Below are 23,398 nucleotides of genomic sequence, written 5' to 3'. Positions count from 1 at the left end.
TGAATTTATACGTTTTTATGACAGAGCTCAATAATACGCGGTAAAATAACCTTTTTTTGTGCCTAACAACAAGTAAGAAGATTGTAAAAAAGTGACTGAAAAAACAAAAATTAGCTTCCAAAAAGATGGTTCTCCGTATTCAACGCAGTTTGACGACATTTATTTTGATACCGCTCAAGGCACTAAGCAAAGTGAATGCGTTTTTATTAATGGCAATAATATAAAAGCCCGACTAGCTAATAACGCCGGCAAATTTGTTATCGCCGAAACCGGTTTTGGTACCGGTTTAAATTTTTTACTGACACTAGCCATTTTTCAACAATTACAGCAAAAAAATAAAAAATATGCTCATGAATGCAGCCTGCACTTCATCAGCGTTGAAAAATACCCATTGTCTAAAGCACAGCTAACTCAATCACTCAGCATTCTTCCAGAGCTTAATGAATTAAGCCAACAACTTATTGAGCAATATCCAGAAAAACCAAGCGGTGAAGCAACGCTTTCGTTTCTCGATGGTGCCGTATCATTACAGTTAATATTTGACGATGCCACGCTAGGGTTATCAACTCTCGCAAAGCAGACACATCATCGGCATATGGCAATGGTTGATGCTTGGTTTCTTGATGGTTTTTCACCGGCGAAAAACCCAGAGATCTGGCAACCCGCGCTATTTGAGCAAATAACAAGGCTGTCTAAAGAGCAAGCGACAATCGCAACGTTCACTGTTTCAGGGAAAGTTAAGCGACAGCTCATTTCAGCAGGTTTTCGGGTCGAAAAACGTCTTGCCGAGGGCAAAAAAAGTGAAATGTTAGCGGGTGTTTTTCAACAAAATCCGCAATCAGGAAAAGGCTATCAACAACGGCCTTTAATTGCCAAACCACAGCATGTCAGTATTATTGGTGGTGGTATTGCTTCGGCCTGTGCGGCCTATGCGCTAACAAAAAGTGGCGTTAAGGTAACGGTTTATTGCCAAGACTTCAGTGTTGCTCAAGGGGCATCAAGCAATAATATTGGCGCCTTGTATCCGCTTATTCATCAACAGGCCGACGACATTAGTTTATTTTATCAACACGCCTTTGAGCATGCGGTCAGTCATTATCAAAGTATTTTCGAACAAGGTTTTAGCTTTGATCATGACTGGTGTGGTTTATTAGAAATCTCATACAAGCCGGTGCTAGAACTGCGTCAACAATATATTGCCAATTCAAAGGTTTGGCCTGAAAGTTTAATTCATAGTGTTGATAAAGAACAAGCCAGTAATTTGGCAGGAATTTCATTAGCGCACGGCGGACTATTCTTTCCAAAAGCGGGCTGGATAGCACCTGCCCAACTCGTTAAAGCGATATTTAAGGCGGCAGAGTCGACCAATAGATTACGCATTGAAACCGGTTGTAAAATTGACAAAATTAGCCAGCAGCCAGATGGCAAATGGTTGTTACATAGCACAACGGAAAACTTTAAAGCCAGCGTATTAGTTTACTGTGGTGGCGCGCAAGGTATCCCACTAAATACCATCAAGCAACTGCCACTAACTTCAGTGCGCGGACAAGTGACCAGCATGGCAAGCAATAATGAAGTCAAAAACTTATCAACGGTGATTTGCCATAAAGGCTATTTAACCCCCGCTAATAACAACTTACATTGCATCGGTGCGACTTTTCAGAAAAACAATTTTGATACCGAAGCTAAGTCGGAAGAAGATAAGTTCAATCTTGATATGCTGGAGAAATGCTTGCCCGGGTTAAGTCAATGGCAAGCTAGTGACATTGTCAGTAGTAAAGCACGCTTACGTTGCATGACACCTGACCACTTGCCGATGGTAGGTGCTATGCCAGACCTTGATGCTCACAAAACAGCATATGGACATTTAAGCAAAGACAAACGCTGGCGCTATCATCAACAAGCGCCAGTTATCGATAACCTTTATATGATGACAGGTTTAGGTGCGCGTGGTTTATGCACCGCGCCATTATTAGCAGATATTTTAGTAGCCGATATTTGCGGCACGCCCTATCCACTTGATAATGAAAAGCTATTTAATCTTGCGCCAAATCGTTTTGTTATTCGTGACATTATTCGCAGAAAATTCGACTAAAGCTATTAGACGATTTTATGCGGTAAATGCGCTATTTAAATGCTGCCAATAGTCTTGCACTATTTGTCGGTCTTGTGGACTAAGTTCTGAGCGGGCAGCCAGTAGTTTTTCACTAATATTATCAGCCAAGGCTTGCGTCAACGCTTGTGATTCATCACCAAACTCACTGCCGGCTAAACTAATAAAGCCACGCAAGTAACTGCCAGCAAAAAGTTCATCTGCACTAACGTCTTGTGATACTTGTTCATCTAAATAGTGATATAAGGCGGTAAGGTTTTCAAATTGCATTTTTAATTCCAAAATCATTTCGGCTCAACCAGTCAATGTTTGAGCCTGTTCTCAATATCTTTTAATCTTAAAAGGGTTAAATATTTTATCAGGCACTACTGCGGGCTAGCCACTGGGTAAAGTACTTGGTCATTGTAACCGGTAATAACCGGTAAATAGCCCGACAATTCAATATCAAGTGCACTATCGCCAGTATCCGCAATTAATGGTCTTGCGTCTAAAGCGTTTAACTTAGTTTTAGTGGCAATAATATAAATATTTTCTTTGCCAATAGCGCGAATAACCCTTGGGCTTAGCTGTTGATTACCACGACCAAAAATATGCCCTTGGCCGCCAATTAAGGTGATAACAAGTTTAACGCAACCTTGTCCACGGTCTTGAATTAATTGCCATAATTTTGGCTCAGTTAAATCACTGGCAAGTAATTCTTGCTCTTGTACCGCATCAACACCTAGTAAGGTATTGTCTAATGCAAGTTCTTCCATCACAAACGCTGTCGTAGAGCCCGAGCCAATAATAAATAGCTCATCATCCATCTTGGAAATAATATCAGCGGCGATATCTTGCAGAACTAGTTCATCAGATTCTTTACCACCTGACTTTACTGCTTGAATATAGCGCAGCTCTGATGGTACTTGCATTTCACCATAACGTTTCGCTTTAACAATGCCTTGTCGAAATAAGCTCTCATCAATGTCCATTACATCGGCATCGGTTAAACTAACTAGCTGATTAGTGATCATTAGCTCAACAACTCGTCCAGCCGCTTTTGGCGTTACAGCATATACACCTGAATGAATTTTACAGCCGGCAGGAATACCTAATACCGGAAATTTATCACCAACAATATGACAAACATTTCGCGCGGTACCATCACCACCAGCAAACAATAATAAATCAATATCCAGTGTCATCAACTTAGCAACTGCTTTTTCCGTATCACCTTCGCTAGTAACTTCATTAGCGGGTTGATATATCACTCGGGTTTCAAAGCCTAACGCTTGCGCGGCACTTTCTCCCATCTCACCAGAGACAGTATGAATAACAACACTTTCTTGATAGGGTTTAAGGATTTCTAGTGCTAAGGCTGCCCTAGCGTTAGATTTAGCGGTAGCGCCAAGTGCTAAAGCCTGCTCTGCAACACCTTCACCATCACTGCCTTTTAGTGCAACACTACCACCAATTCCAGCAATTGGGTTTATCACTAAGCCTAAGTTAAACTTTTGCATTGATTTTTCTCATATTATTCTTGTTAACATATTTCAACAGCGTCTGCTGAGTAGTGAAAATGTTCTGATGTTAAAGGCCAAGGGCGCTGGTAATGTTTTGCTAGCACCTGAATTAAAGTTTCGGCATCTTTTGGAAAACCAACATTTAAATAACGGCATACCTGCTGATATACCTTAGTTTTAAAAGCATGTCGGTCTGTTTGACCTGAGCCAGATAAGTTATCTGTCGAAACATCAAAAGCTTTACCCGCAGCAACACAAAGTGCCCACTCAATAGCTTGTGGCTTTATTTCTACTTTCTCAAAATCTAATTGTTGTTGCTGATCTCGACCATCTGGCACATACCAGTAACCAAAGTCTTCTCGAAGTCGTCGTTCAGCGCCAGCTAAACACCAATGAGCTATTTCATGCATAGCACTGGCATAATAACCATGGGCAAAAACAATCTGGTTAAAATTACACTCACTAGAAGCTGGCAAGTATATTGGCTCATCACCGCCTTTAACCAAGCGTGTGTTGTACTGCTGAAAAAATGTTGCCTCAAATAATCTGATAAGATCTTGATAGCGATGTTCAATGGTTAAGGCTTTTGCTACTTCTAACGACATTATTACCCCAATAACTTGCTCACTAACGAGTGCAAGTTAAACGTCAATTAATTCGCCGCTATTCTATCATCGTCGTTCCTTCACATCCATGTAATCAAGACATACTGCTTACCTTGAACATACTAGCTTTTTCGCATCCTTGCACGCGCGTTATACCCTACTTCCTGTACATATACGCTCCTGTGCATCCTTGCACACGCGTTATACCTTACTTCCTGTACATATACGCTCCTGTGCATCCTTGCACACGCGTTATACCTTACTTCCTGTATATAAAACGGCGATGATAGCATCGCCGTTTCGTCAACATCAGTTATTAAATACAAAAATTTATTTTTTATCCTCTCTCGTATCTAATATCGACATACTACATAGCTTTCAGTAATAGGAATCTATACTTTCGATGTGTCATTATCTGGAGAGTCGGTAGCGGTTTCTAATTTGTCAACGCCTCCTTTAATAACAAAATAACCTAAAACACCTGAAATTAATGAGCCAATCACGATACCTAATCGGTCTTGAAACACTATATTGCTGCTATCTCCTTGATTAAACGCCAAAGAACCAATAAATAAACTCATGGTGAAACCTACACCACATAAAATGGCAACGCCGTATAGCAAGCGCCAACTAACATTCGTAGGCAATTGTGCAAAACCTAGCTTTATTGCAATAAAACAAAAGCCAAATACGCCAAGTTGCTTACCGACAATTAAACCAACAATAATACCTAGTGGTACTGGCGCCATAACTTCTTCAACACCAATACCAGCAAAACTTATTCCGGCGTTGGCAAAGGCAAATACCGGCAAAATAATAAAAGCAACAAGTGAATGTAAGTTGTGCTCAAGCGACTTCAGTGGTGAAGGTTCGTCACTTTTACCTTTAATTGGAATAAAGAGTGCTAAAACAACACCCGCTAATGTTGCATGTACGCCTGACTTTAATACGGCAACCCACAAAACAATACCCAAGAAAATATAAGGTGCTGTGCTCGTTACATTGCGATTATTCATGATAAATAAAATGGTCAGAACAACGGCTGAGAATATTAACGACAGCATAGAAAGTTGGTCGGTATAAAACAAGGCAATAACGATAATGGCGCCTAAGTCATCAAATATAGCTAACGAAGTTAAGAATACTTTCAGCTGCAATGGCACCCTGCTACCTATAACTGACAAAATACCTAAGGCAAAGGCAATATCAGTTGCTGTTGGTATTGCCCAACCATTAATGGCTTCTGGGTCGTTGTAGTTAAAAGCGACATAACATAGTGCCGGAATCACCATTCCGCCTAATGCGCCAATCGCTGGCAAGGTTATTTGCCCAGGCTGTGATAAATCGCCTTCTAAAAATTCTCGCTTTAGTTCTAAACCAACGAGAAAGAAAAACAGAGCCATTAAACCATCGTTAATCCAAAGCAATAATGGTTTTGCAATTTCAAAGCTCCCTATTGCCACCATTACACGAACGTCTAACAGCATATCGTAATAAGGTACCAATGGAGAATTGGCAATTATCATTGCCGCCAATGCAGCAAACATTAAAACAATGCCACTCGCCGCTTCTAGTTTCAGGAAGTCGTTAATACTTTTAATAATCATATATTCTTATTTTTCAAATCAGCATCGCGACATAATATGTCACCTTAAGAAATTATACAAACTTGTTAGCATTTAAAAATGCAATTTAGCATTTAAATGATGATAATTCGGAAATAGGTACTATTATCGAAAAATATTCACATATAAAGTAAATAAACTAGCTATATAGGATTTAATAAGTGTAGTATTTAGCAAAAGGGAAAAATTAAGCTGACATGTTAAAAAGGCACGCCTATTAATGAAAAAATTAGATGATATCGACTTACGAATATTAACCCTACTCTATAAAGATGCCGACATAACTAACAAAGAGCTAGCATCAAAAATAGGTATCGCACCTTCAACCTGTTTAGAGCGTGTAAAACGCATGAAAAGTAATGGTGTTATTAATAATGCCTTTATCGATATTAATTTCAAAAGCATTGGGGGCAATATAGAAGCAATAGCCGCTATTAAGTTACAACCTTATTCAGAGCTTATTGTTAACCAGCTACGTGATGACTTATTAAAACTTCCTGAAATTATCAGTTTGTACCATATGGGCGGTAGTTACGATTACTTTATTCATATGTCGGTTAAAGATAGTGAACACTTACGTCAGTTTGTTTTCAACGCCATTACTTCTCGTGAAGAAGTCACCACAGTAGAAACTTCACTTATTTTTGAACATAGCCGCAGTGGCGTATTACCCAATTTTGATGATGAGCAATAAATTTATGCTATCAACTTTATAAATTACAAATAATAAAAAAGAGCGCTTAGGCGCTCTTTTTTATTTGTCAGCTAATTAATGGTTTTACTAATGTTTTTTAAAGTCTTCTGTTTCGAAATAGAATGGCTTCATAGTGCCGCAATTTAGAAATTTATATTGCAGCTCTGTGCGTTTAGGCACGGGAGATGAAGTATTAAACTTGGTTAAGCAACCCGCGGTAACATCAATATGAATTAAATGATCAAAGCTCGGCGCTTGCTGTAAACGGTGAATATAAATTTTGTAATTTTTACGGTATGACACCACATCATACTCTTGGCGTGTACTCGATGGTTTAATATCATCAAGTTTTCTAACGTAAAGCTGCTCAGCAAAATTCAAACTCATATTTTTATAAACTAGCATACCATCACGTTCAAAATGCCCGGTATAAACGTCAGCCTCCAGTACAACCTTTTCACCTCGCATTAGGCGCTGTAAATTAAAAGGCTTAGGCTTGATGGTAACCATGTCGTTGTCGCGAACGAGTTGCATCAAGGCAACATCTTTCACATCGAGTTTATAAAGTAATTGAACATCGTGAGGCTTATGGTAAAGCGGTAAATGGTACGCAAAAATAGTCGACGATTTATTCATTAACACCATACCATGAACACCAACATAAGCTGGGTCAAGTGGTGGCAATTCTTCTGGTACAGATTCTGCGAAACCGGGAAGACATGTGAAGGCAATTAACCAAGATGCAAGCAAAGCTCTCATTCAATATCACTCTTTTGATAAATTTAGTTAGCTAAGAATTGTATCAGAAATATCGTGATATGCCTGCTATCTGCTAGCTAAATATTTATCACTAAAGACATTTAACAATCAAAACTTCAAAATAAAAATCCCGCCATAAGCGGGATTTTTATATAGAACTTTTTACGCATGTGCCTTAGTTTTTAAGGTCATCAAAAAACTTTTTCACGCCATCAAAGAAGCCTGTTTCTTTCGGGCTATGTTTACTGTTACTTTTGCCCATTTTTTCTTCTAATTGGCGTAACAAGTCAGCTTGGTCGCCTGATAAGCTTACTGGCGTTTCAATCACGACTTTACACATTAAGTCACCTGTTGAGTGGCTACGTACCGATTTAACACCTTTGCCACGTAAACGGAACATTTTCCCTGTTTGCGTTTCTTTAGGTATTTTTAACTTAACCTTACCTTCAAGTGTTGGCACTTCAATTTCACCGCCTAACGCAGCCGTCGTAAAGCTAATTGGCACTTCACAGTACAAGTTGTTTTCATCACGAACAAAAATCTTATGCTCTTTCACATTCGCTTGAACGTATAAGTCGCCTGCTGGTGCACCATGTTCACCCGCTTCACCTTCGCCAGATAAACGAATTCTATCACCGGTATCAACACCTGGTGGAATTTTAACAGATAAGGTTTTAGTTTTTTCAACACGGCCTTGACCGCGACATGAAGTACAAGGGTCAGAAATAACTTTACCTTTACCTGAACATGTTGGACACGTTTGTTGCACGGCAAATAAACCTTGGCGCATTTGCACTTGGCCATGACCATGACACGTAGAACATGTTTTCGCACTTGTACCTTTCTTAGCACCGCTGCCGTCACACGGTTCACAGCTTACATATGTTGGTACTTTAATTTCTAAGGTTTTACCTTTGACGGCATCTTCTAAGGTTAAGTCAAGATTGTAACGTAAGTCGCTACCACGACGCTGACGAGATTGGCCACCACCTCGACGGCCACCGCCACCGAAAATATCACCAAAAATATCACCAAAAGCATCACCAAAATCTTGGCCACCGCCAAAACCGCCGCCACCGTGTCCGCCTTGCTCAAAAGCAGCATGACCGTATTGGTCGTAAGCAGCACGTTTTTGATCATCATTTAAGATTTCATAAGCTTCTTTAATTTCTTTAAACGTTTCTTCTTTCGCTTTATCACCTTGAGTTCTATCTGGGTGATACTTCATTGCTAAACGTTTGTAAGCTTTCTTTATTTCTCGTTCACCTGCATCTTTCGATACACCAAGAGTTTCATAATAATCGCGTTTTGACATAGGTTTAATTTCTTTACTTCAATGTTTGGATACTAATTTGTTTAACTTCTTATGCCATATTTTTACCGTTGCTAATGGCAAAGAATCTAAGCAAATTAATATCAATTTATGACTAATTTTTAATTCCGCTTTACGCTATCACTTGATAAAGCAAAGCGCCGATAATTATCGACGCTCTATAAAAAGTTAAATTGAGAGATAGTTCGTTCTAGTTCAAGAAGAAGGCGCGGAGCGTAGTTGACTACGTGAACACCTTCGCCGAAGAAATCGAGCGAACTAACCGCAACGACTACTTGTCGTCTTTAACTTCTTCAAACTCAGCGTCTACAACATCATCACCTGCAGGACCTGATGCATTGTCAGCTTCTGGTGCAGCACCTTCTGGCGCGCCACCTTGTGCTTGAGCTTTCGCTTGAGCAATTTCCATTAACTTAGCAGATGCTTCGATAACAGCTTGTGATTTTGCATCAATCGCTTCTTTATCATCGCCTTTAACTGCTTCTTCAAGTTCAGTTAATGCTGCTTCAATTTTTTCTTTGTCTTCGCTTGGTAAATCATCGCCCGCTTCCTCAATTTGCTTGCGAGTTGCGTGAACCATGCCATCAGCTTGGTTACGTGCTTGAACTAGTTCTTCAAACTTCACATCTTCATCAGCATTTGCTTCAGCATCACGTACCATTTGTTCTACTTCTTCATCTGATAAACCAGAAGAGGCTTTAATGGTAATTTTTTGCTCTTTACCTGTGTTCTTATCTTTAGCTGTTACGTGCAAGATACCATCAGCATCAATATCGAAAGTTACTTCGATTTGTGGCGTACCACGTGGAGCTGGGTCGATACCTTCAAGGTTAAATTGACCTAAAGACTTGTTCGCAGAAGCTTGCTTACGCTCACCTTGTACAACATGAACCGTTACCGCAGCTTGGTTATCATCAGCCGTTGAGAACGTTTGAGATTGCTTAGTTGGGATAGTGGTGTTTTTATCGATAACTTTCGTCATCACGCCGCCCATCGTCTCAATACCTAGTGATAATGGTGTAACGTCTAATAAAAGAACGTCAGTAACATCACCAGAAAGTACACCAGCTTGTACTGCTGCACCAGAAGCTACAGCTTCATCAGGGTTAACATCTTTACGTGGCTCTTTGCCGAAGAAATCAGTTACCGCTTTTTGAACCATTGGCATACGTGTTTGACCACCAACCAAGATTACATCGTTTACGTCGCTTACAGAAAGGTCAGCATCTTTAAGAGCAGTTTTTAACGGCTCTAATGTTGCTTTAACCATATCTTCAACTAAAGACTCTAACTTAGCACGCGTCACTTTGATGTTCATGTGCTTAGGACCAGATGCATCAGCCGTGATGTAAGGTAAGTTAACATCAGTTTGTTGTGCAGAAGAAAGTTCACATTTCGCTTTCTCAGCAGCTTCTTTCAAACGTTGCATCGCTAATGGATCCGTTGTTAAATCCATGCCTTGGTCTTTCTTGAATTCGTCTACTAGGTAGTTAATTAAACGGTTATCGAAATCTTCACCACCTAAGTGCGTGTCACCGTTTGTTGCTAGTACTTCAAATGTGTGCTCGCCTTCAACTTCATCAATTTCGATGATAGAGATATCAAATGTACCACCACCTAAATCGTATACAGCAACAACTTTGTCGCCTTGTTGCTTGTCCATGCCGTAAGCAAGTGCAGCAGCAGTTGGCTCGTTGATAATACGCTTAACATCAAGACCGGCAATACGACCAGCATCTTTAGTAGCTTGACGTTGTGAATCGTTGAAGTATGCAGGAACCGTAATTACGGCTTCAGAAACACTTTCACCTAAAAAGTCTTCTGCTGTTTTCTTCATTTTCGCAAGAACTTCAGCTGAAACTTGTGGTGGAGCAACGTTTTTATCACGTGCTGTAACCCAAGCATCACCGTTATCTGCTTTTGTAATACCAAATGGCATTATTTTAATATCGCGTTGTACTTCTTTATCTTCGAAGCGACGACCAATTAAACGTTTAATAGCAAATAAAGTGTTTTTAGGGTTAGTTACTGATTGGCGCTTAGCTGGTTGACCAACTAAAGTTTCACCTTCTTCGGTGTAAGCGATAATTGAAGGAGTTGTACGATCGCCTTCTGCGTTTTCAATTACACGAACATTGTCGCCGTCTAGTACAGCAACACAAGAGTTTGTTGTCCCTAGGTCAATACCAATAATTTTGCCCATCTTGAGGATCTCCGAATACTTATATGTTAAAAATAAAGATTAAATCTATCGATGAACAGTTAGTGGGGGCAGGAAAAACTCTTTTCAACTATTTTTCTCGAAAAAAATCAAAAAATGTTAAATTTTATTTCTACCACTCTTTATAACGTTTTAACTATTTTCATCAAGCGCAAATAAAAGGCATAAAAAAACCAGACACTTGTCTGGTTTTTGTACAATAAAAGCTAAATTTAAGCTGATGTATCTACACTTGGCTTAGCTTTTGACACCATCACCATAGCAGGACGAATTAAACGACCATTTAATTCGTAACCTTTTTGCATAACGGCAATAACGGTATTCGGCGCAACACCTTCAACTTCTTGCATCGACATTGCTTGGTGCAATTCAGGGTTAAACGGCTGGTCTTGTGGGTCTACCGCTTTAATTGCAAACTTCTCTAATGAAGCCAATAAGCCTTGGTATGTTAATTCAATGCCTTCAACAATACCTTTGTTGTTTTCATCTTCTTTATCAATGTTTTGTAAAGCACGTTCAAGGTTATCAACGGTTGTTAACATTTCACCAGCAAATTTTTCCAAAGCAAACTTACGGGCTTTTTCAACATCTTGTGCAGCACGACGACGCACATTGTCAACCTCAGCTTTCGCACGAATTACAGAATCTTTTTGATCTGCTACTGTTGCTTTGGCTGCAGCTAAAGCGAGTTCCAGCTCATTAATTTTCTCTTGCTCTTCACTGATGTTTTCAGCAGCGGCATCAAGCTGAACTTCAACTTGCTCTTCTGCTTGGTCAATAATCTCTGCTGCTAGTTCGTCTGCTGCAATTTCTTCAGCACTTTTATTTTCTGTTGACTCGTTGGCCATGAAAAACTCCAAAGTATCTTTAATTTTCAAATTTGGTAAAACACAATACCGCTAATTATGGGGGCTTGTTTTTATGATTCAAGCACAAAAGTAAATCATTTAGTAAAAAGTCAACTTTACAACGGGAGCAAATAGCGCGAAACTGCCGTTAGTCGCCTATTTTATTACGGTTTTATCGCAGCAATGAGTCAAATATATAAAACGGTGGGCTTAATTGGTAAACCTCATCACGACGGTGCCAGTTCAACCATCGAAACCTTACATCAATATTTATCAGAAAATGACTACCATGTCGTAGTTGAAAGCTCAGTAGCACCTTCAATAAATATTGAAAACCTTGCAATTGCCTCGCTAACCGAAATTGGTGAGCAGGCCGACCTAGCTATTGTGGTTGGTGGTGACGGTTACATGCTTGGCGCAGCACGAGTTTTATCATGCTACAACATTGGTGTACTTGGCGTAAACCGTGGCAATTTAGGTTTTTTAACTGACTTATCGCCAGACGATTTAATTACGCCACTTGAAGCCATTTTAAAAGGCAAATCACGAAGCGAACAACGCTTTATTATTGAAGCAGAAGTTTACCGCCACGGTAAGTTAAAAAGTTCAAACAGCGCGGTAAACGAAGCGGTACTTCATGCGGGTAAAGTTGCCAACATGATCGAGTTCGAAGTTTATATTGATGGCAGCTTTATGTTTAGCCAGCGTTCAGACGGCTTAATTGTATCCACACCAACTGGCTCGACGGCTTATTCCATGTCAGCTGGTGGCCCAATATTAACGCCTAATTTAAATGCGCTGTCGTTGGTGCCCATGTTTCCACATACCTTAACCAGTAGACCCATTGTGGTTGACGGCAACAGTGAAATAAAATTAAAACTGGCCAACGAAAACTACGAAAACTTGCAAGTTAGTTGCGACGGCCACGTTATTTTAGCCGTTATGCCCGGTGATGAAGTTATCATTAAAAAAAGCGAATTTACCTTACGATTAATTCACCCGCTTGATCATGACTATTTTAATGTACTGCGCAGCAAACTAAGCTGGGGTAATAAGCTTTATTAATTAACTTTAACTGTAGCCCTTTAAAATTAAGCTTTACAAATAAAATTGCAAACATAGCTTGAAAAAAAACCAGATACTGTATAAATTAACAGTATCTGGTTTTTTGGTTATTAATACGACATTTTAGCTTTGCCATAAATACACTGGCAAACCATAAAGTAAAATGAGGCGACTATGTTACTGCAACTTAACATTCAAAACTTTGCCATTGTGCGCTCACTCGATATTGACTGGCAACAAGGCATGACCACCATCACAGGCGAAACTGGTGCAGGTAAATCCATTGCCATTGATGCCCTTGGCCTTTGTTTAGGTGACCGAGCCATAACCAATGTTGTTCGCCCTAATTGCAAAAAAGCTGAATTAGCTGCAACCTTTGATACCAGCAACAATAAAAAAGCACAAAAATGGTTAAAAAAGCATGACATGTTGCTTGATAATGAATGTATTCTTCGCCGTGTAATTTCGGCTGAAGGCCGCTCTAAAGCTTATATTAATGGTAGCCAAGTGCCTTTGGCGCAATTAAAAGAAGTTGGTCAATTACTCATTAATATTCATGGCCAGCACGACCACCAATTAATTGTAAAAGCCAGTGAACAACGTAACATGCTTGACGCCTACGCTAGCCATCAGCACCTTTTAGACGATGTTAAATATTATTACCATCAATGGCGAGAGCTTAGCCAAGAAGCCAAACAGCTACAAGAAAGCAAATTACAGCGCGAAGCTAAGCAACAGCTATTACAGTATCAAGTGAATGAATTAAATGAATTCTCACTACAAATTGACGAATTTGAAAGTTTAGAAACCGACTATAAGCGCCAAAGTAATGGCCAGCACATTCTTAATGAAACCTTAATGGCCGTTCAACAATTATCTGAAAACGAACAATTCAACGTAGTTGACAGCTTACGCCAAAGTACTGAGCAAATAGCTTCTTTAGGCAACTTAGACCCTACATTAAAGGCGCTGGCTGAACAACTTAATGAGTCACTAATTCAAGTAGAAGATGCCAGCCAAGAAATTAAACATTATTACGAAAGCCTAGAGTTAGACCCACAAGCATACACGTTAATTGAAGAGCGCTACTCAACGGCTGTTCAGTTAGCGAAAAAGCATCAAGTTGCCCCTGAGGCACTTGCCCTGTTTCATCAGCAGCTACTGCAAGAGCTGCAAACTTTTAGCTCAGACGAAACTCGCTTAAAGCAAATTAATGACGATATTGAAGCAACCAAGCAAAAATATCACGATGCCGCACAGGCTTTATCACAATCAAGACAAAAATCAGCCGTAAAGCTGAGTAAAATGATCACCAAAAGTATGGCTGAACTTAATATGCCACACGGGCAGTTTTTTATCGATATTTGCCAAGAGCAAGACGCTAGCTTATCAATTAACGGCAATGATAAAGTCAGTTACTTGGCCAGCTTAAACCCAGGACAAGCACTAGAGGCCATGAATAAAGTTGCCTCTGGTGGTGAATTGTCTCGTATTAGCTTAGCCATGCAAGTAATATTGGCCGACAAAGTTATTACCCCAAGCTTAATATTTGACGAAGTTGACGTTGGTATTAGTGGCCCAACCGCAGCTATGGTTGGCGCTAAATTGCAACAGTTAGCCAAAAACACCCAAGTGATATGTGTTACGCATTTACCGCAAGTGGCCAGTAAAGGGCATCAACAATTATTTGTAGCTAAGCTAACTGATGGCGAGCATACCGAAACAACAGTTACGGAACTTTCTAGCGATGGTCGCGTCCAAGAAATTGCCCGTTTACTCGCCGGTGATAAAATTACCGAGAATAGTCTGGCTAACGCGCAAGAATTACTTGCCGGATAAAGCAAATATTTTTAAGCGGGCAAAATAAACGAAAAATTATTTTGTATCTGTTAGCCCGCTTCGCTATTATCCCCGTTCAAACTAAAAAGGATAAATATAATTACCATGTTGTTTCGAGTATTAGCTATTGTTATCGCCCTATCTGTTTCTGCCTGTTCAAGCTGGGTTTATCGTATTGATATCCCACAAGGTAACTACTTGGAACAAAAAGACATCGACAAACTGCAAATTGGTATGACTAAAGAACAAGTTAAGTTTGTATTAGGTAGTCCAGTTGTAGAAGACACCTTTAATAAAAACATTTGGCATTATGTTTATAGCTTTAAGTCAGGTAGAAGCGACGAATATAACACTGAAAAGAAATTTACCATTACCTTTGAAGATAACAAGGTAGTAAAAGCTGAAGGTGATTTTGAATTACCAGAAAGTTACTACGTACCTATGGTTAACTAGTCGTTATTAGAAGCTTACCTACGGGTATTTTAATGTGAAATAAGCCAGCTATATTATCGCTGGCTTTTTTGTCGCTGAAATAAAAATATCAGCTCGATTTTGCTCTTCTAGGGTCTACTCTACCGCCGGTAATTTTATCGGCACGGCCTTCTTCTTTGGCTTTTTCCGCACGACGTTTTCGCACTTCTTTCGGGTCAGCAATTAATGGCCGATAAATTTCAATGCGATCTAAGTCTTTAACAATATCTTTTAACTTGGCGGCACGGTTCCATATACCAACATTGTTAACGTTTAAGTCAATTTCAGGAAAGTCGTCAATAATGCCTGACACGGCAATAGCTTGCTCTACTGTGGTATTCGGCTCAATATTGCAGGCAATTAATTCCTGGCGTGTTGGCGTACCATAAACCACTTCAATGCTCAGTTGCTGCACGGCAACGCTTTCTTCACTCATACTATCTTCGTTCATATTAAACTCAATACACCTACCATTTGTTGAAGGCCATTTTCAATCACAATGTTAACTTGTTAGCCGTACACTTCTTTGGCTCGCTGAGTAAACGCCAGCACCATATTATTGGCCAAATTGTTAAAAACACGACCAAAGGCTAAATCGAACATTTTATTAGAAAATTCGTAATCTAAATTCAACTCAATTTTACAGGCTTCATCTGACAATGCTTTTAAATGCCAGCCGCCAACCAGTTGTTTAAACGGCCCGTCAACCAAATTCATTTTCACTTCTTGGTTACTAACTAAAGTGTTTTCAGTGGTAAACCATTTCTTTAAACCGCCCTTCGACACTAACAGTGCCGCAGTCATTGAGTTGTCATCTTGGGCAATTATTTTACTATCGCTGCAATCTGGTAAAAACTTTGGATAAGAAAGCACATCATTAATTAAATGATACATATCTTCTACACTGTGCATCACTAATGCACTACGACTAATGTTTGGCATTCACCCTCCAATTCACAAGGGCGCTATCATATCAAATGTCTTTAAAAAACGCATTAATGTCAAAAATGATAAATAAGCCGTTTAAATAGCACCAATTCTCCGTATAATAACGCGCTTGCTATCTATTTTGGCAAACATGAATGGAATTAAAATGGCAAAGAAGAAGAAATCAAAATCATCAAATAGCAATACCATTGCATTGAACAAAAAAGCTCGTCACAACTATAACTTAACCGACAAATTTGAAGCGGGTATGAGTTTACAAGGTTGGGAAATTAAGAGTATACGCAGTGGTAAAGTCAACATATCTGACTGCTATGTTTTTATTAAAGATCGCGAAGCCTATTTAGTGGGCGCTGAAATAATGCCGCTTAATGCGGCATCAAGCCACGTGGTGTGTGATCCAAATCGTTCTCGCAAGTTGCTATTAAATCGTCGTGAATTAGACCGTTTAAGTGGCGCAGTAGAACGCGATGGCTATTCATTAATTGCTACTGCCATGTATTGGAAAGCCTGCTGGGTAAAACTTGAATTTTATCTCGGTAAAGGTAAGAAAGATCACGACAAGCGTGCTGATATTAAAGACCGCGAATGGGCGGTTGATAAAGGTCGCTTAATGAAAAATAAAAATTTAGAACGCTAATTTATTCAATAACTGGTTAAAAAATACCACGTTGTCTATTTAAGCCAAGCGCTGTACAATGCGCTATATAAGCTATTTTAGCTTATAATGAAAATGTAAGAACTTTGGGGCGGATCTAGGATTCGACAAGATTCACGAAACCCAAGGTGCATGCCCAGGGGCGGTTGGCCTGGTAAAAAGCCGCAAAACTATAATTGCAAACGACGAAACGTTCGCACTAGCAGCTTAATGCTAGCCATCGCCTTAAAGACTCGCCTATTGTCTTGAGAATCGATGGTCACCCTAAGTAGGCTAGCGAGGGAAGCACGCTTGAGGCTGAACCGCGAAATAGTATCAAGCTCACCATGATGAAGCCTGTCGATTGGCGTCTAATTGGCTAAATAAAAAATCGACTAAGCATGTAGTACCGAGGATGTAGGTTTTTTGGACGGGGGTTCGATTCCCCCCCGCTCCACCACACAATAGCCTTTACAATCAATTGGTTGTAGAGGCTTTTTTTATTTCAGTACCCAATAAATACCATGTAAATAATTTTCTTAGTTATTTCTTATTTAATTTAAATACATTATAAAAGTGATACTCAAGAGCATCTTGGCTTGCAACTAAATTATTCAAAGCACTATTACTGTATTGAAAATATTCACTCTTTTTAAGACTGTTATCCAAAACAACCCGCTTAGAAACGGGATCAATTGAAATTAAACCTAAATCAAAAAGAGTATGAATATCAGAGCGAAGTAAAAGCCCATTTTTGATATGGTTAGTAGCATCTCCTTTATAAGGAACTATATGTGCAGCCTCTAATGCCTCAAACACATCACTACCACTAATATTACATTTACCATACTCTGCCAAAAGGGATTGGCGAAAAGCTTTTTGCCCTCTTCTTTTGGTTATCGCTCGTAAAGTTTTCTCTCTGCCATCAGAGATATTAGATAAATCAAAGTCATCTTCATTAAGTACATCCGCCGTATTATTTTCGGTAAGATCTCCTTTGCCAATAAGACCCAACGCAAACAAGGCTTTGTTTAAAGATTCTTCTATATGGGATATTAGATTATCTTTATTAGATATTCCGCGGTAAAACTCCTTTGGGTTCTCATAAACGTCATTATATTGAGTATTTGGTTTTGGTCCGTTTACATCTATCCTAAGCTTTTTCCCTTTAGAAGTACGCTTAACCGTTTTCAAACCTTGTGCTGAAGTCTTTGACTCACTACACCCAATCAAAGCACCTTCGCCAAATTTATCAAAGCAAATAACTACATAAATCCCAGCAGATACTTTTTGCTCAGGAGGAAGAATCACAACATAAGGTACAAAAGGAAATATTGACGCCCCCTTTGAAGCCACGAATTTAAAATCTACACCTTTATAACCTGTAAATTTTTTCGATAGGTAATCCCTTATATTTTCAAGACTTTTAATTACACCTTTTACACTATCATCGTCTGAAGAAACTGAATTGCCCGAAATACCAGGAACCAACTTTCTGTACTCACAAACAACATTGAAATCTTTACATAAATCCATTGTCAAACCTCAAAACCTGTAAGTTAGTGACTATACTGGATTTTTATCAATTAATCAGTGGATAGTTCAATATGGTTTTAAAATACTTTACCCCCGTATTACTAGAACGGGGGTCGCTTCGCTCTAAAACCAAAACAATGAATACTGTCGCTATGCTCCGCTTTAAAACAATCAATTCCTAAAGCCATTCAATCGATAATTCGTCAATAAAAATTGCTTCGCAAGTCTATGACTAACGGTTTCCACTACGTGGAGCCTCCGTGATTTTTCTTTGACTAATTCTCTCAATCAGGCTGGTTGATTGGCATCAAATTAAGCGCGCCCCCCTATGTTGCTACGCAACGGGTACACATTAAATTGATAACCAAAAAAGGAATTAACCATGTGGACACTATCTGATGAAGCCATAGAAATGATAAAGAAAGATGCAAACCTTAATCATGTTGCAGGAATTAAGAACTTTAATAGATATAAAGACATTCTACGCTCATGTGAGTTTAAGGAACGAACAACCTTAATGAAAGAAGCTATTGTGTTAGCAAAAAGTGATTTTGAAAACGCAATGAATCTCTATGCAACAGCTTCACTGTATCGCGAAGAATATACTGGACCTATTGCAAGTAAATTAATGTACCAAAAATCAGGCGTTATATTTAAACAATTATTGGAGCTTGAAGGCAGTGTCACCAGTGACGGAGGCTCTAATGGTATCTAGAAATGCAATGTATGAACAAAATATGCGCGATAAAGGGTTAAAAAAAATAACCCTTTGGATACCTGAAAGTTGTAGTGATGATATTAAATTAATGGCTGCAATTTGTTGTGAAAACCGCGATTTAATACCATCAACCGTTAGAAGTTTAACCACAGGTCGAATTAAAGGAATAAACCAATAATGTTAATTAAAATTAATGAGTCAACCCCTGAGTTCATTCAGTTTGTTGACGACCTAAAGGCTTTTACTAATGAAGCAACCGCAGCTGGAGCAACAAAACAAGCCATTGCAAAATATGTAATGTATCGAAAACTTTGGGAAAGAGAACGTAAAAAGCGTGAACGCTTAGAGAATATACTTGCAGACCTCAAAGAAATGGTTCACCAGCGAGACCAATTAAATGCTTCAATCAAGATAATTACGGGCTGATACGCAAGCGACATTAAAATCTGAAAGTAAAATGAGCATGGTACGGTACGTAATAATTTTTACGTACAAATGCCCCTTTAGTACCAAATGATTAAGCCAGGATAAACTCGAGTAGAACAAAACAGTACCAAAATGCACTTGCCGGCTTTTATCCTGGAAAGGTTTTTGGTACTAAGAACATTTCACATTACCGTTTTTCATACTGGTGCACTCTAGCTATCTTGCGCAAATGCACTCGATTAATAACACTGCTTTCAACTGACTGATTCCAGCCTTTTAGAAACTCGTTGAGCTCTTCTATTTCCAACGTACTAGCTGTTTGCTGCATGACTTTTTCTGACAGGAGATTAAAGCGTCTAAATTGCTCTCTATTCATAATGAATACTCCTTTTCTGTTTACGATTATTCCTTATTTATCTGTTGAACTGTCTTGCTTAGCGCGAAGAAAGAAATCATCAAAGACATTGTAGTCACGGGACTGCCCCCACTCATCTAGAAGCAAGTGATATTCTGCCATCTCGTGTGGGGTAGCGGTTTGTTTAGCGGCTTTGTCTGATAAATAACTAAAGCGCTCTCGTTTGGCATTTTGCATGTTAAGCACTCCTTGCTTAGGGTTACTTAACTATTAACCAAGAATGTAAATAAATCTAGTATAACGGTAGGATTGCCTATGTCGCTCGTCTTTGCTTCAGGGCATAAAGCCCATCGCAAATGCCAAGCAACACAGTGCTAATTTTCATTATTGACATAGGTTGGTTTAAAGTCTTGGCGCAAATCATCATGACAATAAATCTCGGTAGCTTCTCCTTTTTTCATAAGAATAGCTTTACAAGCAGATATCCAACGTACCTTGTAACCAAGCTCCCGAGCATAAAAAGCACGACCATCATTGTTAAATATATAATCAAATCCCTCAGTGCTTTTAACGCTTCCTGTAATATAAACCTTATCAAGCTCACTTGGTTTATCCCCTGATAGTGCTTCATCTTGCTCAGATGCTTGAACATCTGCTGGATTAGGCGCTTTACCTGATTTGATATCTCGAATTTGTTTCACTAGCTCTTTTTCTTTGAGCAATACAGGCTTTGCAGCACAGCTGCCATAAAGCTCTTTGTATGCATCATTACAACTGAACAACCCTTTTTTAGGGGCTTCTGGTAATTGCGTAACTAGGGCATTAACGGTAAAAGCACTCGCTAATGCCCCAAGTAAAAAAAAGTGAAAGCCTTTTGTTTTGTAATGGCTAATTGCATGTTTGAAATCCTTGAATAAAGTCGTGTAACGACCTGTGGTGTAATAAGGCGGAACGTAGGAGAAAAGTTCATCTGATTTTTCAGTGAAGATTTGCGCGGTATCGTAAGCGTTATATAAATTTGTACCTCGATAAATCCATTTATCAACGATTTTGCTATTGGCCGTATCACCATAACGCACAAAACCAATATGTACTTTAGGTAATGGCAAGCCTTTATCTGTGAATAGTTTCCAAATAAACGAGACAAACGGAATGTTAAACCTGTCCGAACGTCGACAATACACCACATGTTCAGCAAACATCACACGTGCTTGTTTATCTAACACCGACAAATCTTGCACAATAAAAAACACATCCCAACGCCTTTTCCTTGCATGAATAACCCAATCGAGTAATTCCTGACGACCTTCAGCATTCCATTCACGTGCGTTAAACCATGTTCCACATTCATCAAGTACAAGAGCGCCGTTGCGCTCTTCACCTATAAAGTCACCATCATAGCCTAAGCCAATATTGTCTAAGTCTTCGGCTTTTGGCCTATCTGGTACACGATAAACAACCGTGTTCTTTTTGTAGTTACCGACTAATTTTTCTAAATTAAGATTTAAATTAGTCGCCACTTTTCGACCTTCAAGTAAGTAATCACGAATACGGCCAACACTGGCGAGTGTTTTACCTGAGCCAAGTTTGCCAGTAACAATATAAACAGGCATTAGGACGTCATTATCTCAGTTTTCCAGCGAATAAATTTCACGGCCATTTTATAGCTGGTACATGCGATATGTGCCGCCATTATAGCGGCAATACACGTTTTAAAATTAGTCGGTATAAACATCGTAATTATAGCGACATTGGGTAAAACAGCCCCAATAGCTGAATCAATTTCAGCAATCAAAGCCTTAATAGCAGTACCAACTATCGTGACAACCGTCACCATAGTAGAAAATAAAATCCCCTTTCTCGTTACAAAAAAAGTAATGATTGATACAAAAGTAGTCGTTAACCAAGTCACTAACGGCGCTAAAAATAAAGGCATTTAAACACCCTCCCTTAACGTTTTATTGATTAAAAAGAAAATATGCCAAGCGGTTAATATGCCAATAAGCCAAGTTAAGATTGGTCTGATCTTATCCGCTACAACACAGGTATCTAACGTGACAGCATGACCAGCTGGATGAAAAGCAAAATTACGACAAGTATTTTCTGGAACGGTTGCGTTAACTAAACTAGAACTAGTATCTAATTCTAAAACATCAACATAGCCCATTTCTTCAGCGCCTTTATCACGCAGCTCTTCTAACTTAGTTTTATAGTCATCATTTTTCTTTTTTAACTTGTCGTCTTTGTCTATATCGTCGGGCTTACCTTGCGATTCAAACTGTTTATTAAGCTTTTTAAGCTCATTAACCACTGGCCCCAAATCTATTGAGCTTCCCCCACCTCCATTTCCATTTCCACCATTAATAGGGTCGTCTTTTCCATCACCATCACTGTCTAAGTCATCATCATTTGGTATGCCATCACCATCAATATCAGGGTCATTGTAATCTGGTAGGCCATCACCATCCGTATCGTTATCAATACACAAAAATTGGTCATTAACCATACCGCAACCTGTTTGACAATTATTAATAGAGCCACCTGCAAAGCTACTGCCACTACTTGAACAAACATTGCTCGGGTCTTCAGGACAACCTAGAACACCACCACCATAATCAACGCAATTATCACCCACAGGATTATCTTTTGGTGTTCCGTTTAAATCAGGCAGGCCATCAGGATTAGAATAACAATCGCCCTCTAAATCCAATGCGTAATACTGATTGCCACCACCAACATCAACACCGTCATATTTACAAATAGAGCCATCAGCTTGAGGAAAACAGCCACTAGGAGCACTAACATCAATCGTTAAATATTCATTGCCAGAAGTGGCATTACAAGAATCTACTTGATTAATCTGAACAGGGTCTGAACAATTTTCTAACTTACCATCTTTGTAATATGAATAAGTAAAAGTATTTTTACCCTCTGGAGGGCAAGCATCTAAAAGCTCCTCGCCTATTTGTCTAACAAAATAAACTTGATGACTTTCATAATCAGTGCATTGATTATTTTTAAATTTAGATCTAGTAACAGTAAACCTAAGTAAAGCATCTTCAAATACATGAGTAATTTCTTTTTTAGTACATATAGAATCTGGCTCTAATGATTCAGCACGAGATTGGCCAATAGAAAGACAAGACTTGATCCATCTAGTATTGTCTTGGAAGTTAGCTTGAAAATCACCATCTACACGAACACCAGCGTTAGTTGTACATTCAAAAGTATAAGTTATCTCTTTCTTTGGTAAATCAGTAATTACCGTTCCATCTTCAAATATGTTTGCCTTAACAGACAAAAAAGGCACTAAATATAGTGCCACTATAAATAATGCCTTTTTCATCTCTACATCACCAATTACGTTGACGCAGAAATAACACGCTTAAATACTTTAAACAGTACAAAAGCCGTTACAATACCTGCAATCACAGGCCAGCCTTCACTAATAAGCGCTAAGCCATCAGTTAAAACACCTGTTAAAGCAGTTGATGCTTCAGCTGGAACAGCTGCATTTGCAGCACCCGTACCCGCCACCATTGCAATTAGGCCTAAGCCTATTTTTTTCATTTTACTTAACATATTAAACTCTCCTCAGAGTTGGAATTAAGGTCTCGACATTGAGATACCTTTACTAAATAAATCCCATTGTTTTACGAAATACGTACCACAAAAAGGACATGGAATAGCCAATGAAGTAAGCGCC

Annotated in this window: 26 protein-coding genes and 1 other RNA gene; 10 read left to right on the top strand and 17 right to left on the bottom strand. The window is 39.1% G+C overall.

Going from position 1 to position 23,398, the window contains the following annotated elements; translation table 11 throughout:
- Positions 1–91 precede the first annotated feature (91 nt).
- Positions 92–2,095, top strand: a complete 2,004-nt coding sequence (mnmC, locus tag AC27HL_RS05130; RefSeq protein WP_487079465.1) for a bifunctional tRNA (5-methylaminomethyl-2-thiouridine)(34)-methyltransferase MnmC2/FAD-dependent 5-carboxymethylaminomethyl-2-thiouridine(34) oxidoreductase MnmC1 — start codon at positions 92–94, stop codon at positions 2,093–2,095.
- A gap of 15 nt (positions 2,096–2,110) precedes the next feature.
- Here the strand turns inward: mnmC and AC27HL_RS05125 are convergent, their stop codons facing one another.
- The 4 genes from AC27HL_RS05125 to nhaA form a co-directional block, all read right to left on the bottom strand.
- On the bottom strand, positions 2,111–2,383 hold the full coding sequence (locus AC27HL_RS05125) for a YfcL family protein (protein WP_487079463.1): 273 nt from the start codon (positions 2,381–2,383) through the stop codon (positions 2,111–2,113).
- 95 nt (positions 2,384–2,478) lie between these two features.
- Entirely contained in the window at positions 2,479–3,612 is a 1,134-nt protein-coding gene (locus AC27HL_RS05120) for an ATP-NAD kinase family protein (protein ID WP_487079461.1), read from the bottom strand.
- Positions 3,613–3,635: 23 nt separating this feature from the next.
- Complete coding sequence (locus tag AC27HL_RS05115; protein WP_487079459.1) at positions 3,636–4,220, bottom strand: elongation factor P hydroxylase; 585 nt, start codon at positions 4,218–4,220, stop codon at positions 3,636–3,638.
- Positions 4,221–4,612: 392 nt separating this feature from the next.
- On the bottom strand, positions 4,613–5,827 hold the full coding sequence (nhaA, locus tag AC27HL_RS05110) for a Na+/H+ antiporter NhaA (protein WP_487079457.1): 1,215 nt from the start codon (positions 5,825–5,827) through the stop codon (positions 4,613–4,615).
- A gap of 238 nt (positions 5,828–6,065) precedes the next feature.
- Here nhaA and AC27HL_RS05105 point away from each other — a divergent pair, with 238 nt between their 5' ends.
- On the top strand, positions 6,066–6,539 hold the full coding sequence (locus AC27HL_RS05105; protein ID WP_487079455.1) for an Lrp/AsnC family transcriptional regulator: 474 nt from the start codon (positions 6,066–6,068) through the stop codon (positions 6,537–6,539).
- An 87-nt stretch (positions 6,540–6,626) separates the two neighbouring features.
- On the opposite strand, the gene AC27HL_RS05100 is transcribed toward AC27HL_RS05105, so the two are convergent.
- From AC27HL_RS05100 to grpE, 4 genes are all read right to left on the bottom strand, one after another.
- A complete protein-coding gene (locus AC27HL_RS05100; RefSeq protein ID WP_487079453.1) occupies positions 6,627–7,298 on the bottom strand; it encodes a hypothetical protein in 672 nt (223 codons plus the stop codon).
- 175 nt (positions 7,299–7,473) lie between these two features.
- The gene (gene dnaJ, locus AC27HL_RS05095) at positions 7,474–8,613 is read right to left on the bottom strand and encodes a molecular chaperone DnaJ (protein ID WP_487079451.1); all 1,140 of its coding nucleotides are present in this window, start codon (positions 8,611–8,613) and stop codon (positions 7,474–7,476) included.
- 289 nt (positions 8,614–8,902) lie between these two features.
- On the bottom strand, positions 8,903–10,834 hold the full coding sequence (dnaK, locus tag AC27HL_RS05090) for a molecular chaperone DnaK (RefSeq protein WP_487079449.1): 1,932 nt from the start codon (positions 10,832–10,834) through the stop codon (positions 8,903–8,905).
- A 230-nt stretch (positions 10,835–11,064) separates the two neighbouring features.
- Complete coding sequence (grpE, locus tag AC27HL_RS05085; RefSeq protein ID WP_487079447.1) at positions 11,065–11,700, bottom strand: nucleotide exchange factor GrpE; 636 nt, start codon at positions 11,698–11,700, stop codon at positions 11,065–11,067.
- A gap of 183 nt (positions 11,701–11,883) precedes the next feature.
- Between grpE and nadK the strand changes: the two genes are divergently transcribed.
- From nadK to AC27HL_RS05070, 3 genes are all read left to right on the top strand, one after another.
- Positions 11,884–12,765: an NAD(+) kinase gene (gene nadK / locus AC27HL_RS05080; RefSeq protein ID WP_487079445.1), complete on the top strand. Its 882-nt coding sequence runs from the start codon at positions 11,884–11,886 to the stop codon at positions 12,763–12,765.
- Between the two features lie 174 nt (positions 12,766–12,939).
- Positions 12,940–14,604: a DNA repair protein RecN gene (gene recN / locus AC27HL_RS05075; RefSeq protein ID WP_487079443.1), complete on the top strand. Its 1,665-nt coding sequence runs from the start codon at positions 12,940–12,942 to the stop codon at positions 14,602–14,604.
- A 105-nt stretch (positions 14,605–14,709) separates the two neighbouring features.
- Positions 14,710–15,057 (top strand): outer membrane protein assembly factor BamE, encoded by a 348-nt coding sequence (locus AC27HL_RS05070; protein WP_487079441.1) that lies wholly within the window; start codon positions 14,710–14,712, stop codon positions 15,055–15,057.
- Positions 15,058–15,145: 88 nt separating this feature from the next.
- Here the strand turns inward: AC27HL_RS05070 and AC27HL_RS05065 are convergent, their stop codons facing one another.
- Positions 15,146–15,526: an RnfH family protein gene (locus tag AC27HL_RS05065; protein WP_487079439.1), complete on the bottom strand. Its 381-nt coding sequence runs from the start codon at positions 15,524–15,526 to the stop codon at positions 15,146–15,148.
- Positions 15,527–15,585: 59 nt separating this feature from the next.
- Positions 15,586–16,017: an SRPBCC family protein gene (locus AC27HL_RS05060; RefSeq protein WP_487079438.1), complete on the bottom strand. Its 432-nt coding sequence runs from the start codon at positions 16,015–16,017 to the stop codon at positions 15,586–15,588.
- 151 nt (positions 16,018–16,168) lie between these two features.
- On the opposite strand from AC27HL_RS05060, the gene smpB reads away from it, so the two are divergent.
- Positions 16,169–16,660, top strand: a complete 492-nt coding sequence (smpB, locus tag AC27HL_RS05055) for an SsrA-binding protein SmpB (protein WP_487079436.1) — start codon at positions 16,169–16,171, stop codon at positions 16,658–16,660.
- A gap of 106 nt (positions 16,661–16,766) precedes the next feature.
- Positions 16,767–17,117: a transfer-messenger RNA gene (gene ssrA / locus AC27HL_RS05050) on the top strand.
- 83 nt (positions 17,118–17,200) lie between these two features.
- Here the strand turns inward: ssrA and AC27HL_RS05045 are convergent.
- Positions 17,201–18,193 (bottom strand): HNH endonuclease, encoded by a 993-nt coding sequence (locus AC27HL_RS05045; protein WP_487079434.1) that lies wholly within the window; start codon positions 18,191–18,193, stop codon positions 17,201–17,203.
- Between the two features lie 382 nt (positions 18,194–18,575).
- Between AC27HL_RS05045 and AC27HL_RS05040 the strand changes: the two genes are divergently transcribed.
- From AC27HL_RS05040 to AC27HL_RS05030, 3 genes are read left to right on the top strand one after another with little or no spacing between them, the layout of a single operon-like run.
- A complete protein-coding gene (locus AC27HL_RS05040) occupies positions 18,576–18,908 on the top strand; it encodes a hypothetical protein (protein ID WP_487079432.1) in 333 nt (110 codons plus the stop codon).
- On the top strand, positions 18,898–19,089 hold the full coding sequence (locus AC27HL_RS05035) for a hypothetical protein (RefSeq protein WP_487079430.1): 192 nt from the start codon (positions 18,898–18,900) through the stop codon (positions 19,087–19,089). Before AC27HL_RS05040 ends, AC27HL_RS05035 begins: the two co-directional genes overlap by 11 nt.
- Positions 19,089–19,337 (top strand): hypothetical protein, encoded by a 249-nt coding sequence (locus AC27HL_RS05030; RefSeq protein ID WP_487079428.1) that lies wholly within the window; start codon positions 19,089–19,091, stop codon positions 19,335–19,337. Before AC27HL_RS05035 ends, AC27HL_RS05030 begins: the two co-directional genes overlap by 1 nt.
- 187 nt (positions 19,338–19,524) lie before the next feature.
- On the opposite strand, the gene AC27HL_RS05025 is transcribed toward AC27HL_RS05030, so the two are convergent.
- From AC27HL_RS05025 to AC27HL_RS05000, 6 genes are all read right to left on the bottom strand, one after another.
- The gene (locus tag AC27HL_RS05025) at positions 19,525–19,713 is read right to left on the bottom strand and encodes a hypothetical protein (protein ID WP_487079426.1); all 189 of its coding nucleotides are present in this window, start codon (positions 19,711–19,713) and stop codon (positions 19,525–19,527) included.
- Between the two features lie 33 nt (positions 19,714–19,746).
- A complete protein-coding gene (locus AC27HL_RS05020) occupies positions 19,747–19,929 on the bottom strand; it encodes a hypothetical protein (protein WP_487079424.1) in 183 nt (60 codons plus the stop codon).
- Between the two features lie 137 nt (positions 19,930–20,066).
- Positions 20,067–21,305, bottom strand: coding sequence for a zonular occludens toxin domain-containing protein (locus tag AC27HL_RS05015; protein ID WP_487079422.1), 1,239 nt, complete (start codon positions 21,303–21,305; stop codon positions 20,067–20,069).
- On the bottom strand, positions 21,305–21,628 hold the full coding sequence (locus tag AC27HL_RS05010; protein ID WP_487079421.1) for a hypothetical protein: 324 nt from the start codon (positions 21,626–21,628) through the stop codon (positions 21,305–21,307). The genes AC27HL_RS05015 and AC27HL_RS05010 overlap by 1 nt, the downstream gene beginning before the upstream one ends.
- Positions 21,629–23,038, bottom strand: a complete 1,410-nt coding sequence (locus tag AC27HL_RS05005) for a hypothetical protein (protein WP_487079419.1) — start codon at positions 23,036–23,038, stop codon at positions 21,629–21,631.
- A 14-nt stretch (positions 23,039–23,052) separates the two neighbouring features.
- Positions 23,053–23,274: a major coat protein gene (locus AC27HL_RS05000; protein ID WP_487079418.1), complete on the bottom strand. Its 222-nt coding sequence runs from the start codon at positions 23,272–23,274 to the stop codon at positions 23,053–23,055.
- Between the last annotated feature and the right edge of the window lie 124 nt (positions 23,275–23,398).

The sequence above is a fragment of the Colwellia aquaemaris genome (assembly GCF_057548755.1).
The sequence above is the reverse complement of the archived record's forward strand: the minus strand, read 5'-3'. Positions and strand labels throughout refer to the sequence as shown.

Bases quoted from the DNA above. Each gene is read 5' to 3' on its own strand.
- grpE (WP_487079447.1), bottom strand. From the start codon at position 11,700: ATGGCCAACGAGTCAACAGAAAATAAAAGTGCTGAAGAAATTGCAGCA.
- AC27HL_RS05105 (WP_487079455.1), top strand. From the start codon at position 6,066: ATGAAAAAATTAGATGATATCGACTTACGAATATTAACCCTACTCTAT.
- AC27HL_RS05005 (WP_487079419.1), bottom strand. From the start codon at position 23,038: ATGAAAAAGGCATTATTTATAGTGGCACTATATTTAGTGCCTTTTTTG.
- AC27HL_RS05100 (WP_487079453.1), bottom strand. From the start codon at position 7,298: ATGAGAGCTTTGCTTGCATCTTGGTTAATTGCCTTCACATGTCTTCCC.
- recN (WP_487079443.1), top strand. From the start codon at position 12,940: ATGTTACTGCAACTTAACATTCAAAACTTTGCCATTGTGCGCTCACTC.
- AC27HL_RS05030 (WP_487079428.1), top strand. From the start codon at position 19,089: ATGTTAATTAAAATTAATGAGTCAACCCCTGAGTTCATTCAGTTTGTT.
- dnaJ (WP_487079451.1), bottom strand. From the start codon at position 8,613: ATGTCAAAACGCGATTATTATGAAACTCTTGGTGTATCGAAAGATGCA.
- AC27HL_RS05025 (WP_487079426.1), bottom strand. From the start codon at position 19,713: ATGAATAGAGAGCAATTTAGACGCTTTAATCTCCTGTCAGAAAAAGTC.
- AC27HL_RS05045 (WP_487079434.1), bottom strand. From the start codon at position 18,193: ATGGATTTATGTAAAGATTTCAATGTTGTTTGTGAGTACAGAAAGTTG.
- AC27HL_RS05020 (WP_487079424.1), bottom strand. From the start codon at position 19,929: ATGCAAAATGCCAAACGAGAGCGCTTTAGTTATTTATCAGACAAAGCC.
- AC27HL_RS05125 (WP_487079463.1), bottom strand. From the start codon at position 2,383: ATGCAATTTGAAAACCTTACCGCCTTATATCACTATTTAGATGAACAA.
- AC27HL_RS05040 (WP_487079432.1), top strand. From the start codon at position 18,576: ATGTGGACACTATCTGATGAAGCCATAGAAATGATAAAGAAAGATGCA.
- nadK (WP_487079445.1), top strand. From the start codon at position 11,884: ATGAGTCAAATATATAAAACGGTGGGCTTAATTGGTAAACCTCATCAC.
- AC27HL_RS05015 (WP_487079422.1), bottom strand. From the start codon at position 21,305: ATGCCTGTTTATATTGTTACTGGCAAACTTGGCTCAGGTAAAACACTC.
- AC27HL_RS05120 (WP_487079461.1), bottom strand. From the start codon at position 3,612: ATGCAAAAGTTTAACTTAGGCTTAGTGATAAACCCAATTGCTGGAATT.
- dnaK (WP_487079449.1), bottom strand. From the start codon at position 10,834: ATGGGCAAAATTATTGGTATTGACCTAGGGACAACAAACTCTTGTGTT.
- AC27HL_RS05115 (WP_487079459.1), bottom strand. From the start codon at position 4,220: ATGTCGTTAGAAGTAGCAAAAGCCTTAACCATTGAACATCGCTATCAA.
- AC27HL_RS05000 (WP_487079418.1), bottom strand. From the start codon at position 23,274: ATGTTAAGTAAAATGAAAAAAATAGGCTTAGGCCTAATTGCAATGGTG.
- AC27HL_RS05010 (WP_487079421.1), bottom strand. From the start codon at position 21,628: ATGCCTTTATTTTTAGCGCCGTTAGTGACTTGGTTAACGACTACTTTT.
- smpB (WP_487079436.1), top strand. From the start codon at position 16,169: ATGGCAAAGAAGAAGAAATCAAAATCATCAAATAGCAATACCATTGCA.
- AC27HL_RS05060 (WP_487079438.1), bottom strand. From the start codon at position 16,017: ATGCCAAACATTAGTCGTAGTGCATTAGTGATGCACAGTGTAGAAGAT.
- nhaA (WP_487079457.1), bottom strand. From the start codon at position 5,827: ATGATTATTAAAAGTATTAACGACTTCCTGAAACTAGAAGCGGCGAGT.
- AC27HL_RS05035 (WP_487079430.1), top strand. From the start codon at position 18,898: ATGGTATCTAGAAATGCAATGTATGAACAAAATATGCGCGATAAAGGG.
- AC27HL_RS05070 (WP_487079441.1), top strand. From the start codon at position 14,710: ATGTTGTTTCGAGTATTAGCTATTGTTATCGCCCTATCTGTTTCTGCC.
- AC27HL_RS05065 (WP_487079439.1), bottom strand. From the start codon at position 15,526: ATGAACGAAGATAGTATGAGTGAAGAAAGCGTTGCCGTGCAGCAACTG.